Here is a 15,270-nt window from a genome sequence, read left to right as displayed (position 1 = left end):
GATCGGCGCAGCTGCGCCGATCCCCTCTTTAACGTCCGAGACAGTCGTTGGTTTGGATGGGTTTGGGCAACCCTTGATGGTTTAAGCAGCCGGAGCATTAACCCTTTTGATTCACTAAAAGAGCCGGGAAAATTCAGCTACCAAAAGAATAGGATAGGCAAAAAAGGGAACCCCCGGTACAAACCGAGAGTTCCCTTTTTACGGAGACGAAGGATACCATGGCCCTTTGGCCGCCTGAAAACAATCGGGAAAACGCCGTTTTGGATGGGGAGAGCAATCTGCGGAACATGCCGTTATGCCTGTCCTGGCGTACAACAGCCTCAGCGGTTGAGCTCGCCGGTATCGTGATCGCAATTATGAAGGTCGATCACCCGCTTGATTTCCCCGAACTCGCTGGCCGGCATGTCGCCTAAAATGGTGTTCTTGACGGCCGAGGAAGCGTTTCCGAATTCGATGGCTTTTACCACCGAGTTATACTTAACCAGGCCGAACAGCACGCCCGCCACATAGGCGTCGCCGCTGCCGATGCGGTCGATCACGTCGATGTCCTCATAAGTTTTGCCGGTGTAGCATTTGTCCTCCTCGGCCACATAAATGGTGGAATTGAAGGAATGACATTTGGGGCTCTTGACCACCCGGTGGGTGGACGCTACGATCTTCGTGCCGAATTCCGTGCAGTAGCTCTTCATCATTTCCTGAAGAGTGCCGGTTTTCTGCATCATGCGCCGGGAGGTTTCCTCGGAAACAAACAGAATGTCCACATAGGGCAGGATGGAGAGGATGGTTTCCCGCGCTTCCTTCTCATCCCAAAGGTTGGCCCGGTAATTGACGTCAAAGGAGATGAGGGCGCCCTGCTCTTTAAAGGCGCGGATCATCTTGACGGCGGTTTCCCGGGTATTCTGCCCGAGAGCCAGGGTAATGCCGCTGGTGTGGAAGATACGGGTGCTGGAGAAAATCCGCGGGTCGATTTCGTCAAAGGAAATGTGGTTGATGGAAGAATGGCGCCGGTCGTAAAGTACCGACGGCTTTCTCGGATAAGCGCCGCTTTCGTAATAATAGATGCCCACTCGGGTGTCCGGAGTGGTGTCATAAATCAGATAGTCGTCGCTGATGCCGTAAAACCGGATCTTATTTTTGATGAACCGTCCCATATCGTTGTCCGGCACCTTGGTGACGATGGCGGTGCGCAGCCCCAACAGAGAGATGCCGGAGACCACATTCAGCTCCGACCCGCCCGGCCGCTTTTCCAGCACCTCGCACTGGGCCAGCCGCTCCTGCCCCATGGGGGACAGGCGAAGCATAATTTCACCCATACTGATGACGTCGAATTCCTTATCGTGGTTGAAAAAGTCCATAACCATTGCGCTCCTTTTGCAGCAGGATTGGCGGCAGGGCCGCCTGGTTGAAACCAAAGGGAAGCCCCACAGGGCGTAATTTTTCTCATTATACCATATCTTTTACTCATAAAAAAGAGCGTAGGACCAAGAGCCGCGAAAAAGGTGGAAATCCCGCAAAGTCCCTCTTGATTCTATACAAATTTGGTGGTAAAATAAATGAAAAGCCTGACATCAAAGGAATTTGCCTGCGAGGAAGGTCGAAACGAAAAGAGAGCCCGCCATAAGTGGGCGTTTTCTGTCTTGTTTCCTCCCTTTGCGCGTGCAGGCGTAAAGGGAGGATTTTTTGTTTTGATTCGGCCGGAGGCTCCCGGCTTCCTTAAGAAAGAGGGGACAACGAATATGGAAACCAGAATCGCCGTTATGGGCATCATCGTGGAGGATACCCAGGTGACCGAGAAACTCAATGGAATTTTGCACGAGTACGGTACGTACATCGTCGGGCGTATGGGGGTGCCCTACCGGGACCGGGGCATCTGCATCATCAGCGTGATTGTGGACGCGCCCGGGGACGTAATCAGTTCCCTGGCGGGAAAAATCGGTATGCTCGACGGGGTCAGCATCAAAACGGTGTATCAAAAGGCGGGGAATTCCCATGCCGATTAGCGTCCATCCAAGCGTAGAGGAGCTGGCGGCCCTGTTGCGCCTGCCGGACTTTTCTGAGGTATACGCCCAGGCCGACCGGGTGAGGGCACGGCACAAGGGCGACGTGGTCCAAATTCGGGCCATCCTGGAGTTTTCCAACGTCTGCCGCCGGGCCTGCCGGTACTGCGGGCTTAACTGCCGCAATGAAAAGATTGCCCGCTATCGGATGGAGCCCGACGAGATGATTGAGGTGGCCTATGCCGCCAATCAGGCCGGATACCGCACCATTGTCCTCCAGTCGGGAGAAGATCCACATTACACTCCGGAAATTTTAGGAGAAATTATACGGAAAATCAAGGAAACCGGCATGGCGGTCACCGTCAGCTGCGGGGAAATGCCCAGGGAGGACTACGCGTATCTGCGCCGGTGCGGCGCAGACCGGTACCTGCTCAAGCATGAAACGGCGGACGAGCAGAGTTACCGCGCCCTTCATCCGGACGGCACGCTCAAAGAGCGGGTGGAATGCCTCCGCCATCTCAAGGCCCTGGGCTTTGAGACGGGAAGCGGGTTTATGATCGGCCTGCCCGGGCAGACGATGGAGACCATCGCCAAAGACCTGTTGCTTCTTAAGGAAATCGGGTGCAATATGGCGGGCATCGGCCCGTTTATCCCCCACCCGGATACGCCACTGCGGGATCATCCCTCCGGCAGCACCGAGCTGACCAAACGGGCGGTGGCCCTTGCCCGCATCCTCCTTCCCAAAGCAAACCTCCCCGCTACCACCTCCTTGGGGGTGCTCAACAACGGGGAAAAAAACGACGTGTTTTCCTGCGGGGCCAACGTGGTCATGCGCAAGGTCACGCCGGACCGGTATAAGCAGCTTTACGAAATCTATCCGGCAAAGCTTAGTCCCACTCATGTGAAAGAGGACCGGCTGGAGCTGGAAGAACAAATTCGCGCTTTAGGGCGGATTCCGCTTTAAGGCCTGGCAGAAAAAAGAAAGGGGACCCATCGTGTACAATCCCAAATCCAAAGTCGCAACCGAATTCATTGACGACGCTGAAATCCTGGAGACTCTTGACTATGCTCAAAAGAATAAGGCAAACCGCGCGCTCATTGAGCAGATTTTAGAAAAGGCCAAGGAATGTAAAGGCTTATCCCACAAGGAGGCGGCGGTGCTGCTGGAATGTGAGATTCCCGATTTGATGGAAAAGATCTTCACCTTGGCAAAGGAGATCAAGCAGCGCTTTTACGGGAACCGCATCGTCATGTTTGCGCCGCTCTACCTGTCCAACTACTGCGTCAACGAATGCCGGTACTGTCCCTACCACCATTCCAACTGCCACATTGCCCGCAAGCAGCTGACCCAGGAGGAGATCGTCCGGGAGGTCACGGCGCTGCAGGACATGGGCCACAAGCGCCTGGCGCTGGAGACCGGCGAGGACCCGGTCAACTGTCCCATCGACTATGTGCTCGAAAGCATCAAGACCATCTACAGCATCAAGCACAAAAATGGGGCCATCCGCCGGGTCAACGTAAACATTGCGGCCACTACGGTGGAAAATTACCGCAAGCTCAAGGAAGCGGGCATCGGTACCTATATTCTTTTCCAGGAAACCTACAACAAGGAAAGCTATGAATACCTTCATCCCAAGGGACCCAAGAGCAACTACGCCTACCATACCGAGGCCATGGACCGGGCCATGGAAGGCGGCATTGACGATGTGGGCATCGGCGTGCTGTTCGGGCTGAACATGTATAAGTATGACTTTGTGGGCCTTCTGATGCACGCCGAGCATCTGGAGGCGGCCCAGGGGGTAGGCCCCCATACAATCAGCGTGCCCCGTATCCGCCCGGCGGACGACGTGGATCTGGATGAGTATTCCAACGCCATCCCCGACGAGATTTTCAAGAAAATCGTGGCAATCCTGCGGGTTGCCGTGCCCTATACCGGCATTATCATTTCCACCAGAGAGTCGGAAGAAACCCGGGCGAAGGTGCTGGAGTTGGGCGTATCCCAGATTTCCGGAGCTTCCTCCACCAGTGTGGGCGGCTATGCCGAGCGGGAAGAGGAAAACTCCGCCCAGTTCGAGGTGAGCGACACCCGCACCCTTGACCAGGTGGTGGGCTGGCTGCTGGACTTGGGGCACATCCCCAGCTTCTGCACCGCCTGTTACCGGGAGGGGCGCACCGGCGACCGGTTTATGCAGCTGGTCAAATCCGGCCAGATCGCCAACGTCTGCCTGCCAAATGCTCTGATGACCCTCAAGGAATACCTGGAGGACTACGCTTCTCCCGAGACGAGGGCCAAGGGCGAGGCCATGATCCAAAGGCAGATTCCTACCATTCCCAACGAGAAGGTCAAGGCTCTGGTCATGGCGCACCTGAGCGACCTGCACGAGGGCAAGCGGGACTTCCGATTCTAACCGACAAAGGGGGAACCTACCATGGAGTTAGCCAACACACCCGCCGCCAACCGGCTGCATATCGGCATTTACGGCCGGCGAAACAGCGGCAAGTCCTCCTTAATTAACGCCATTACCGGGCATGACATCGCTCTGGTATCCGACGTGGCGGGCACCACCACCGACCCGGTATATAAGGCCATGGAAATCCATCCCATCGGCCCATGTATGCTCATTGACACCGCTGGCTTCGACGACGAAGGGCGCTTAGGTGAGATGCGGGTGGAGAAAACCCGCAAGGCCATGGACAAAACCGACGTGGCTCTGCTTCTCTTTTCCGACGGGGATTTTGAAAAGGAAGAGGAGTGGCTTCGGGAACTGAAAAAGCGCAAGGTGCCGGTGATCCCGGTAATCAGCAAGGCGGACGTGAGGGCGGACCTAGAGGGGCTGGCCGCACGGGTGAAGGAAACGACAGGGCTTCCTCCCGTCCTGGTCAGCGCCAAGGAGAAAACCGGGGTCAAGGAGCTCCTTTCCGCCTTGGTGCGGGTGATTCCCGAGGACTTTGAGGCCGAAAGCATCACCGGGCGGCTGGTAAACGAAGACGATGTGGTGGTGCTGGTGATGCCCCAGGACATTCAGGCGCCCAAAGGCAGGCTGATTCTGCCCCAGGTGCAGACCATCCGGGACCTTTTGGACCATAAGTGCATCGTTATGAGCGTCACCACCGATAAGCTGACGGGAGCACTTGGGGCCCTTGCAAAGCCTCCCAAGCTCATTATTACCGATTCTCAGGCCTTTTCCGCCGTGTATCCCCTCAAGCCGGAGGGGACCCTGCTCACCTCCTTTTCCGTCCTGTTCGCCCAGTATAAGGGGGACATCGGGGCCTTCACAGAAGGAGCGGCCGCCATCGACCGGCTGACCGAGCAATCCAAGGTGCTCATTGCGGAAGCCTGCACTCACGCGCCCTTATCCGAGGACATCGGCCGGGAAAAAATCCCTCGGATGCTTAAAAAGAAGGTGGGGCTGGGGCTGACGGTGGATATGGTCAGCGGCACGGATTTTCCCGATGATTTGAGTCCCTATTCTTTGGTGATTCACTGCGGAGCCTGCATGTTTAACCGTAAATACGTTCTTTCCCGCATCCAGAAGGCCCGGGAACATGGAGTCCCCATCACCAACTACGGAGTGGCGCTCGCAAAGCTCACCGGTGTTTTGGATAAAATTTCCTTTTAATCGTTGAGAAAAAGGCTTCGGATGTCCGGCATGTTGCGCCGGACATCCGAAGCCCTTGCTGCATGTGGGCGGAGATTTTTCGGTCCAAAACAGAAAAGTCCCGTTTTTATGGATAAAAAGGGGGCTTAACAGGATGGAAAAGCCCAGCGATATGCCATAATTATAAAACCTTTGTGGATTTTTGCTGCAAACGTATCGGTTTGTGGTAAAATAAACAAATACACCTTGATTCATCGTTGGCGGCCCATTGGCCGCCGGTCAAACAGAAAGCAGGTACTATGCAATCCACTTTATTTCAAACCTTACCCTTGTCCGAAGCGGTCCTTCGCGCCGTGGCGGATATGCAGTACGCCCAGACCACGGAAATTCAGGCCAGGACCATTCCGCTCCTTTTGGAGGGCAAGGACGTCATCGGCCGTTCCAGCACCGGCACGGGCAAAACCGCCGCCTTCGGTATTCCGGCGGTGGAGCGCATCCGCGGCGATGCGGACGTGACGCCAAAGGTGCTCGTCTTAAGTCCTACCCGGGAGCTTGCCATGCAGATCAGCGACGAAATGCGCAAGTACGCCCGGTATAAGCCGGGGGTGCGCATCGCCACCGTGTATGGTGGCCAGCCCATGCCCATCCAGTTTCGTCAGCTTAAAACCGCCAACCTGGTCATCGGCACGCCGGGCCGGGTGATGGACCACATGCGCAGAGGAACCCTGCAGCTGGGGGATTTGAGCATGGTGGTGCTCGACGAGGCGGATGAGATGCTCAACATGGGCTTTTACGAGGACATTCAGACCATTCTAAGCGAAGCGCCGGAAGAACGGCAGACGGTGCTTTTTTCCGCCACCATGCCGCCGGCGATTTTAAAGCTTACCAAGGAGTTTCAGAAGGACCCGGTCCTCGTTGCCGTGGACAAGGGCCAGCGCACGCTGGATACCATCGAGCAGTCCTTCTATTTGGTACCTCTGTCCCAGAAGATGGACGCGCTCAATCTTTTGCTGCAGCACAAGGCCCCCAACCGGTCGGTGGTGTTTTGCAACACCAAGAAGATGGTGGACGAGCTGGTGGAGTATCTCGACCGGCACGGGTTTGCCGCTCTGGGCCTGCATGGGGACATGAAGCAAGCGGTGCGCAGCAAGGTCATGCACGACTTCAAGACCGGCCGGGTACGCATCCTGGTGGCCACCGATGTGGCGGCCAGGGGCATCGACGTGGAGGATGTGGACGCGGTCTTTAATTTTGATATTCCCCAGGAGTTTGAATATTACATCCATCGCATCGGCCGTACCGGCCGGGCGGGCAAGACCGGCGCTTCCTATACGCTCGCCTGCAACCGGGCCCAGGTGCGCCGGGTCAAGGAAATTGAGCAGTTCGTCAAGGCTCCGATCACCGAGCAGCCTCTTCCCTCCCGGGAGGACATTGTGAACAAGCGCGGGGAAGCCTTCTTTGCAAAGATCGGCCGGGTGCTCGACGAAGGGGAAGAGGGCGCCTTTGAGGAGGCGCTCGAAACGCTCAACGCCCGGGGTTATTCCGACCGGCAGGTGGCGCTTGCCTTGCTGGCCATGACGGCGGGAAAGGACCGCAGGTCCATTCCCGTGGTGGACGCACCCAAGCCCCAGCCACGGCTGGACGACAGCTTCGGCAGCGGACGGACCTATCTGCGGGTGAACGTGGGGCGCAACCAGAAGATTGCCCCCAACTTCATTGTGGGCGCCATTGTGGACGCCACCGGGATTCCTGCCAAGTCCATCGGTAAGATTGATATTTTTGGCGACCATACCCAGGTGGAACTGAACCGGGACGACGCCCAGCGGGTGATGGACACCATGCAGGACAGCAAAATCCGCAGCTATAAGGTGACCTTCACTCCCATGAGCGGGGGAAAACCCCGTCCTTCCCGTTCCCGCCAGGAGGGGCGGCCTTATCCGGGGAAAAAGGCCCGGGACGGCCGGCGCAGACCCGCCGAGTACAAAAAAGGACAGGGCCGTTCCAATTAGGACGTTACGCCGGCGGGGATGCTTCCCCGCCGGCGTTTGGATGAAAGGAGAAACCGATTATGTTTGAAGCAATTTTGGAAAACGTCCGCAGGAAAACGCCGTTGGTGCATGCCATCACCAACTATGTCACCGTCAACGACTGCGCGAACATAGCGCTGGCCTGCGGCGGTTCGCCCATCATGGCGGACGAAGCAGGAGAGGTGGAGGACATTACCTCCATCTGCAACGCGCTGGTTCTCAACATCGGTACCTTAAACGAGAGGACTGTCCAGTCCATGATCCTGGCAGGCAAAAAGGCCAACGCGCTGTGCCGCCCGGTGATTCTCGATCCGGTGGGAGCGGGTGCTTCCGCGCTGCGCACCAAGACCGTGCAAAGGCTGCTGGAAGAGATAAAGGTTTCCGTCATCCGGGGCAACATGTCCGAAATAAAGGCGGTGGCCGGTGCCGCGGCGGACACCAAAGGGGTGGACGCCGGCTTAAACGACGCGGTGACCGATGAGAACGTCCATGAGGCCATCCGCTTTGCAAAAGATTTAAGCGCGAAAACCGGAGCGGTGATCGCCATCACCGGCGCCATCGACCTGGTAGCCGACCAAAGCAAGGTGTATTTGGTGCGAAACGGGCACCCGCTTATGGCGAAAATCACCGGCACCGGCTGTATGCTCAGCGAGGTGACGGGCTGCTACTGCGCAGCAAACCCAGAGAAACTGTTGGAAGCAACAGCGGCGGCCGTGTGCGCCATGGGCCTGTGCGGAGAGCTGGCGTTTCGCAAGATGCAAAAGACCGAAGGGGGAACGGGCACCCTGCGCACCTATCTGATCGACTATATGAGCAACATGAGCCCGTCCCTGCTCAATGGAGGCATGCGCGTTGAAACTCGATAAGAAAGCCATGCAGCTGTATGTGGTCACCGACCGGTCCTGGCTCGACGGCCGGTCGCTGGAGGACCAGGTGGAAGAAATCGCCGCCGCAGGCGCTACCTTTTTGCAGCTGCGGGAGAAACATCTCGATGAGGAAACCTTCCTGAAGGAAGCCTTGAAGATCAAGGAAATCGCCGTGCGTCACCGCGTTCCTTTTGTGATTAACGACAACATTGAGGTGGCCCTGCGAGCGGATGCCGACGGGGTGCATGTGGGCCAGTCGGACATGCAGGCGAAGGACGTGCGCCGGCTGATCGGGGACGGGAAGATATTGGGAGTGTCGGCGAACACGGTGGAGCAGGCGGTAAAGGCCCAGGAAAGCGGCGCGGATTACTTGGGCGTAGGAGCGGTGTTCTCCACCTCCACAAAGCTTGATGCCAACGACGTTTCCTTCGAAACCCTGCGCCGGATCTGCGAGGCGGTGACCATCCCGGTGGTGGCCATCGGCGGAATCGGCGAGGCAAACGTCTTAAAGCTTAGAGGCAGCGGCGTAGATGGGATCGCGGTGATCTCCGCCATCTTCGCAAGCCCCGATGTGGCGGCGGCCACCCGGCGGCTGCGTGCCCTGTCGGAGGAAATGACCGCATGAACCGCGCGCTGAAAGGCGCGATCTTCGACATGGACGGCACCCTTCTCGATTCCATGACCGCCTGGGACGGGGTGGGGGAGGCCTTTTTGCAAAGCCAGGGGGTTGCCGTGTCCGACGGGCTTATGGGGATTCTCGCCCCTTTGAGCTTTTCCCAGACCGCCCGGTATTTTCAGAGCCTGGGGGTTTCCTTGGACGAGAAAACCATTCTGGCCCGGTTAAACGGCTGTGTGGAGCGAAAGTACCGAGAGAGCCTGCCGCTCAAGCCGGGGGCAAAGGCACTGGTGGAGTGGCTTTCCGGCAAAGGCGTGCGCCTTTGCGTGGCTACCGCCACCCACCCTTCGCTTGCTAAGGCAGCGCTGGCCCGCACCGGGCTTCTGCCTTTTCTTTCCTTTGTGCTTTCCTGCCAGGAAGCAGGCTGCCCCAAGGACCAGCCCGTTTTTTACGAGCGGGCGGCGGCAATGCTTGGGACAAAAAAGGAAGAAACGGTGGTTTTTGAAGATGCGCTTTATTGCGTAAAATCCGCCAAAGCGGCGGGATTTCGAGTGGTCGGCGTGTTCGACCCGTCGGAGCCGCAGGCGGACGAGGTGAAAAACCAAGCGGACGGATATCTTTCCTCGCTCGAGCAGGCGCCGCAGGCAATGAAAGCATGGTGGGAGGAATGGACATGACCGAAGTAAAAAAGGTATTGACCATCGCCGGGTCGGACTCCAGCGGCGGCGCCGGCATTCAGGCGGATATCAAGACCATCACAGTGCATGGCATGTACGCCATGAGCGTGATTACGTCGCTAACCGCCCAGAACACAAACGGGGTTTTTGGTGTGCTGGATACGCCGCCGGAGTTTGTAAAAAAGCAGCTTGACTGCGTGCTGTCCGACATCCGGCCGGATGCGGTGAAGATCGGGATGGTGTCCTCTGCGGCCATCGTCCGGGCCATTGCCGGAAAGCTCAGGGAGTATTGCGTGAAAAGGATCGTGCTCGACCCGGTGATGGTATCCACCAGCGGCAGCCGGCTGCTGGCGGCGGACGCGGTGGAGGCGCTCAGAACCGAGCTTTTTCCCCTGGCGGACCTGCTTACGCCCAACTTACCGGAGGCTCAGTGCCTGTGCGGCCGGGAAATTAAAACGGCGGGGGAGATGGAAGCGGCGGCAAAGGAAATTGCCGGGGCTCTGCGGGGCGGCGTACTCATCAAGGGCGGCCATCTCACGGATACGGCGGACGACCTTCTCTATCACAATGGCGAGTATACCTGGTTTCACAGTGAGCGGGTTCAAAACCCCAACACCCACGGCACCGGCTGCACCCTTTCCTCCGCCATTGCCTGCAACCTGGCGGAGGGGTATTCCCTGAAGGAAAGTGTGCAAAGGGCCAAGGACTACTTGACCGGCGCGCTCAAAGCCGGGCTTGACCTGGGCGCGGGAAGCGGACCTCTCTATCATGCCTATGGGATCGGGTGAAAATCAGCTGGGCTTCTATGAACGGTACTGCAAAACGTGAACAAGCGAAACGTCTCATTTGCGTTACAAGTTTCTTTGTATGAATGAAAATCCCCTTTGGTCCGGCAGATTTTTTGCTGGGCCAAAGGGGATTTCTGCACGCGGGGCGTAATAAAAGTGTAAAGCAGGGAAAACAAGCGCAGCGAGCCCCTGCTCTTACTTGACGGGTTGGGAAACTGCATAAGAATGCACAAGGCGTACCCGGATGCGCTGCGGCGTTTTCCATTGGCGGCGCCGGATGTATGAGCATTTGAGAGTATTGCTCATCCGAATGATCGGTGCAAAAAGGCAGGGCTCGGAAGTTCCGCGCCCTGCCTTTTTCCTGTCATGAAGGCCACCGGCTGCGCCGGAGGTACCATTACAGCATATCTTTTTTGTACAGCACAAAGCCGGTAATCAGCGTGGCGGCCAGTGCAAGACCAGTCGGGAACCAGATGGACATATCAAAGGGCAAACCCTGCACGTTCATGCCGTAGAAGCTGAAGATGATGGTCGGGATGGCCATCAGGATGGTGATGGAGGTCAGCACCTTCATCACAATGTTCAGATTGTTGGAAATGACCGACGCGAAAGCGTCCATAGTGCCGGAAAGAATGTTCAGATAAATGCTGGACATTTCGATGGCCTGCTTGATTTCGATCAGACAGTCCTCCAGCAGGTCCTGGTCCTCTTCATAGAGCTTCAGGTACCGCCCGCGCATGAGTTTTTCCATGGTGATCTCGTCCGCCTTCAGGGAGGTGGAAAAATACACTAGGGACTTTTCCAGATCCAAAAGCTGGATAAGCTCTTTGTTGCGCATGGATTTGCGCAGGTTGGTTTCCACCGACGAGCTGAGCTTGTCAATCTGCTTGAGGTACTGCAAATACCGCAACGCCATGCGCAGCATAATGTGCAGTACAAACTGGGTCTTCAAAGCCGTGTGGGTGTTTTTAACCACCCCGTTGGCAAGCTCGCTTAAAATAGGATTTTCGTTAAGTGAAACGGTAATGACGTGCCTGGGCGTGATGACGATGCCGATTGGCACGGTGGTATACACCACCGCATCGTCCTGCTTTTCGACAATCGGTACGTCGAGAATGATGAGCGTCACGCCGTCCTCAGTCTCAATACGGGAGGATTCCTCCTCGTCCAAGGCGGCGCGGATGAATTCCGGCTCCACCTCATACTCGCCCACCAGCAGGTTTACTTCGTCCTCCGTCGGGTTGACGACGTTGATCCAGCAGCCCTCTTCGCTTTCGTTGACCGCGTGGATGCGGCCGTTGGTGCTCTTGAGATAGCTTATCATAGCGCAGTTCCCCCTTTAAGGGCGCGCCAAAACAGACGGGATGCGGCGTGCCCCGGTTATAAAATTGTTTGTATCACATCGGTGACTACCAGGGTCGGGACTCACCACACCCACCTCCTTTTAAAATCCGATTGCATCCGGGATTTGCGCCGGATGAACACGCAGACAATCGGCCGCGCGCGTCTGTTGTTAGGCAAAAACATAGAAAAAACCTTCCGCCTCCATGAAACGGCAGGCGCTTCTCGGCTCCAAACGCACACAACCTTTATCATTATAACACAATAAGTGCCGATTGCAAGCGAAAACAAAACAAAAAGCGCAAAATTAGAACGCAGCGTAGGACAATCGCCTAAAACGGGTGTAAATCGCCTGGAAAGTGCCGCAATCGGCTTTTTTGGAGCCGGATGACCAGAAGAAAAGGTGTGATTTGCCTTTAGCGTTCCCCTCAAAACAGAAAATACGCCTGCCGGCTCTCAGCCGACAGGCGTATCCTATATCAATGGAAAAATTACGCGTCCTTACCGCAGCACTTTTTGTACTTCTTCCCGCTGCCACATGGGCACGGGTCGTTGCGGCCGGGCTTTTTCTTAACGGTGCGGGAGGTGGAATCGGTTTTATCCGACGCGGGCTCGATGGGCTTTGCCACCTGCTCGCGCTTGGGCTCCTCCTCCTTGCGGATCTGAATGGTCAGACACAGCCGGACCGTATCCTCCTGAATGGAAGCGATCATCTCGTCGAACATGTCGAAGCCCTCAATGCGGTATTCCACCACCGGATCCTTCTGCGCATAGGCGCGCAGGGAAATGCCCTTCTTGAGCTCCTCCATGGCGTCGATGTGATCCATCCACTTGGTGTCTACCATCCGCAGAAGCATGACTCGTTCGATTTCCCGCATCAGGTTGCTGCCGAACTCCTCTTCCCGCTTCTGGTAGAGCTCCTTGGCCCGTTCGGTGAGCATCTTGATGATGTAATCGACCTCGGTGTTCTCCAGCTCCACCCGGTCGAACCGGAAATCATCCGGCGTGGTCAGCCAGCCCATGTAGTGGTCGCGAAGGCCCTCAAAGTTCCAGGAATCCTTGTCTTCTCCGGTGATGTAGGACTTGACGTTCGCCTCGATGGTCTCTTCGAGCATCTTCTGGATGTAATCCTTCATGTCCTCGCCGTTTAACACCTTGTCGCGCTGGCTGTAGATGATCTCGCGCTGGCGGTTCATCACGTCGTCGTACTGCAGCACGTTTTTACGGATGGCGAAGTTGCGGCTTTCCAGCTTCTTCTGGGCGTTTTCGATGGTGTTGGTGAGCATGCTGTGCTCAATGGGCGTATTTTCGTCGATTCCAAGGCTGTCCATGATGTTATAGATCCGGTCGCCGGCAAACAGGCGCATCAGGTCGTCTTCCATAGAGAGGTAGAACCGGGTTTCACCGGGGTCTCCCTGACGGCCGGAACGGCCGCGCAGCTGGTTGTCGATTCGGCGGGACTCGTGCCGTTCGGTGCCGATGATAAAGAGGCCTCCCGCCTCGCGGACTTCCTCCGCCTCGGGCCTAATTTCCGCCTTGAACTTCTTTTCCAGCTCCTGATAGGTTTTGCGGGCGTTGAGAAGCTCTTCGTCGTCGGTGTCTCCAAAGCCGGTGGCCTCGGAAATCATCTCCTCGGAGAACTCCATGCGGCGCATTTCGTGTTTGGCCAGGTATTCGGGGTTGCCGCCCAGCATAATGTCGGTGCCGCGGCCGGCCATGTTGGTGGCGATGGTGACCGCGCCCTTTTTGCCCGCCTGGGCGATGATCTCCGCTTCCTTCTCGTGGAACTTGGCGTTGAGCACCTCATGCTGGATGCCCCGGCGCTTGAGCATATTAGACAGAAGCTCCGACTTTTCGATGGACACCGTGCCTACCAGCACCGGCTGGCCTTTTTCATGGCACTGGATGATCTGCTCGATCACAGCGCCAAACTTGGCCTTCTCCGTCTTGTAAACGGAGTCGGCGTTGTCGATGCGGATCACCGGACGATTGGTGGGGATCTCCACCACGTCGAGCTTATAAATCTCCTGGAATTCGGTCTCCTCGGTCATGGCGGTACCGGTCATACCGGAGAGCTTGTCATACATACGGAAATAGTTCTGGAAGGTGATGGTGGCCAGGGTTTTCGACTCCCGCTCCACCTTAACCCCTTCCTTGGCCTCAATGGCCTGGTGCAGGCCTTCGTTGTACCGGCGGCCGAACATGAGTCGGCCGGTAAACTCGTCGACGATGATGACCTCGCCGTCCTTGACCACGTAATCCACGTCCAGCTTCATGATGCCGTTGGCGCGGATAGCCTGGTTGATGTGGTGCAGAAGGGTCATATTGTCCGCGTCCATCAGGTTTTCCACGCCGAAATACCGCTCCGCCTTGGTCACACCTTCGGGAGTAAGGGTGGCGGTCTTGGCTTTTTCGTCCACCACGTAGTCGCCTTCGATGTCGTCCTGGCTTTCCTTGTCGTTGAGCTCCTTGACCTTATACATAGTCAGGGTTTTGGCGAACTTATCGGCCTTGGTGTACAGGTCGGTGGACTTGTCCCCCTGGCCGGAGATGATTAGCGGGGTACGCGCTTCGTCGATTAAGATGGAGTCCACCTCGTCGACGATGGCGAAATGATGCCCGCGCTGCTGTACCTTGTTCTGCTTATAGATGACCATATTGTCGCGCAAGTAATCAAAGCCCAGCTCGTTGTTGGTGCCGTAGGTAATGTCCGCCCCGTAAGCTTCCCGGCGTTCGTTATTGTCCTGGTCGTGGCGGATGAGGCCCACCGTCAGGCCCATATACCGGTATAGCTTGCCCATCCATTCGGAGTCGCGGCGGGCCAAGTATTCGTTGACCGTGACGATATGCACACCCTTGCCGGTCAAGCCGTTTAAGTAGGCGGGCAGAGTAGCTACCAGCGTTTTGCCTTCACCGGTTTTCATTTCCGCGATACGGCCCTGGTGCAGGATGATGCCGCCGATGATCTGCACTTCGAAGTGGCGCATGCCCAGTACCCGGTCGGACGCTTCCCGGCAGGCGGCAAAGGCATCGGGCAGGATGTCGTCGGTGGTTTCGCCCGCCGCAAGACGCGCCTTCAAAGCGGGAGTTACCGCCTTGAGCTCTTCTTCGCTCATGGCCTTATACTTGTCCTCCAAGGCTAAAACCTGCTTGACAATGGGGTCGATGCGCTTGAGCTCCCGCTTGCTGTACGACCCGAAAAGGGATTTGAGTAAATTCATGTTGGCCTCCATTTCACCGTCCGGCACAAAACCCCATGCAACGTTTCACTCTCCCGAATGGATCCGGGACCTGCTTTACATGTGCCGCCGGCAACGGTAACAAAAGTAAAGTCCTCTCTGGATAATAGGACACTCGTG

At 56.8% G+C, this 15,270-nt stretch carries 12 protein-coding genes; 9 read left to right on the top strand and 3 right to left on the bottom strand.

Going from position 1 to position 15,270, the window contains the following annotated elements; genetic code table 11:
* Positions 1-320: 320 nt before the first annotated feature.
* Positions 321-1,355, bottom strand: coding sequence for a sugar kinase (locus tag WMO26_RS11355; RefSeq protein WP_349220507.1), 1,035 nt, complete (start codon positions 1,353-1,355; stop codon positions 321-323).
* Positions 1,356-1,736: 381 nt separating this feature from the next.
* On the opposite strand from WMO26_RS11355, the gene WMO26_RS11350 reads away from it, so the two are divergent.
* The 9 genes from WMO26_RS11350 to thiD all read left to right on the top strand — a co-directional run bounded on the left by WMO26_RS11350 (position 1,737) and on the right by thiD (position 10,570).
* The gene (locus tag WMO26_RS11350; protein ID WP_349220505.1) at positions 1,737-2,000 is read left to right on the top strand and encodes a TM1266 family iron-only hydrogenase system putative regulator; all 264 of its coding nucleotides are present in this window, start codon (positions 1,737-1,739) and stop codon (positions 1,998-2,000) included.
* Positions 1,990-2,961, top strand: coding sequence for a [FeFe] hydrogenase H-cluster radical SAM maturase HydE (gene hydE, locus WMO26_RS11345; protein WP_349220503.1), 972 nt, complete (start codon positions 1,990-1,992; stop codon positions 2,959-2,961). The genes WMO26_RS11350 and hydE overlap by 11 nt, the downstream gene beginning before the upstream one ends.
* Positions 2,962-2,992: 31 nt before the next feature.
* Positions 2,993-4,405 (top strand): [FeFe] hydrogenase H-cluster radical SAM maturase HydG, encoded by a 1,413-nt coding sequence (gene hydG, locus WMO26_RS11340; RefSeq protein ID WP_349220502.1) that lies wholly within the window; start codon positions 2,993-2,995, stop codon positions 4,403-4,405.
* 21 nt (positions 4,406-4,426) lie between these two features.
* Complete coding sequence (hydF, locus tag WMO26_RS11335) at positions 4,427-5,617, top strand: [FeFe] hydrogenase H-cluster maturation GTPase HydF (protein ID WP_349220501.1); 1,191 nt, start codon at positions 4,427-4,429, stop codon at positions 5,615-5,617.
* Positions 5,618-5,895: 278 nt separating this feature from the next.
* Complete coding sequence (locus WMO26_RS11330) at positions 5,896-7,605, top strand: DEAD/DEAH box helicase (RefSeq protein WP_349220499.1); 1,710 nt, start codon at positions 5,896-5,898, stop codon at positions 7,603-7,605.
* Positions 7,606-7,664: 59 nt separating this feature from the next.
* Positions 7,665-8,489: a hydroxyethylthiazole kinase gene (gene thiM, locus WMO26_RS11325; RefSeq protein ID WP_349220497.1), complete on the top strand. Its 825-nt coding sequence runs from the start codon at positions 7,665-7,667 to the stop codon at positions 8,487-8,489.
* Complete coding sequence (thiE, locus tag WMO26_RS11320; protein ID WP_349220496.1) at positions 8,476-9,114, top strand: thiamine phosphate synthase; 639 nt, start codon at positions 8,476-8,478, stop codon at positions 9,112-9,114. Before thiM ends, thiE begins: the two co-directional genes overlap by 14 nt.
* Positions 9,111-9,782 (top strand): HAD family hydrolase, encoded by a 672-nt coding sequence (locus WMO26_RS11315; protein WP_349220494.1) that lies wholly within the window; start codon positions 9,111-9,113, stop codon positions 9,780-9,782. Before thiE ends, WMO26_RS11315 begins: the two co-directional genes overlap by 4 nt.
* The gene (gene thiD, locus WMO26_RS11310; RefSeq protein ID WP_349220492.1) at positions 9,779-10,570 is read left to right on the top strand and encodes a bifunctional hydroxymethylpyrimidine kinase/phosphomethylpyrimidine kinase; all 792 of its coding nucleotides are present in this window, start codon (positions 9,779-9,781) and stop codon (positions 10,568-10,570) included. The genes WMO26_RS11315 and thiD overlap by 4 nt, the downstream gene beginning before the upstream one ends.
* Positions 10,571-10,967: 397 nt before the next feature.
* Here the strand turns inward: thiD and WMO26_RS11305 are convergent, their stop codons facing one another.
* Both WMO26_RS11305 and secA read right to left on the bottom strand, forming a co-directional pair.
* The gene (locus WMO26_RS11305) at positions 10,968-11,894 is read right to left on the bottom strand and encodes a magnesium transporter CorA family protein (protein ID WP_349220490.1); all 927 of its coding nucleotides are present in this window, start codon (positions 11,892-11,894) and stop codon (positions 10,968-10,970) included.
* 508 nt (positions 11,895-12,402) lie between these two features.
* Entirely contained in the window at positions 12,403-15,132 is a 2,730-nt protein-coding gene (gene secA / locus WMO26_RS11300) for a preprotein translocase subunit SecA (protein ID WP_349220488.1), read from the bottom strand.
* Positions 15,133-15,270 lie beyond the last annotated feature (138 nt).

The organism is Solibaculum intestinale (assembly GCF_040096205.1).
GTDB classification, from domain to species: Bacteria; Bacillota; Clostridia; order Oscillospirales; family Acutalibacteraceae; genus Solibaculum_A; species Solibaculum_A intestinale.
Note: the sequence above shows the minus strand (reverse complement) of the source record. Positions and strands in the feature narration are given on the sequence as shown.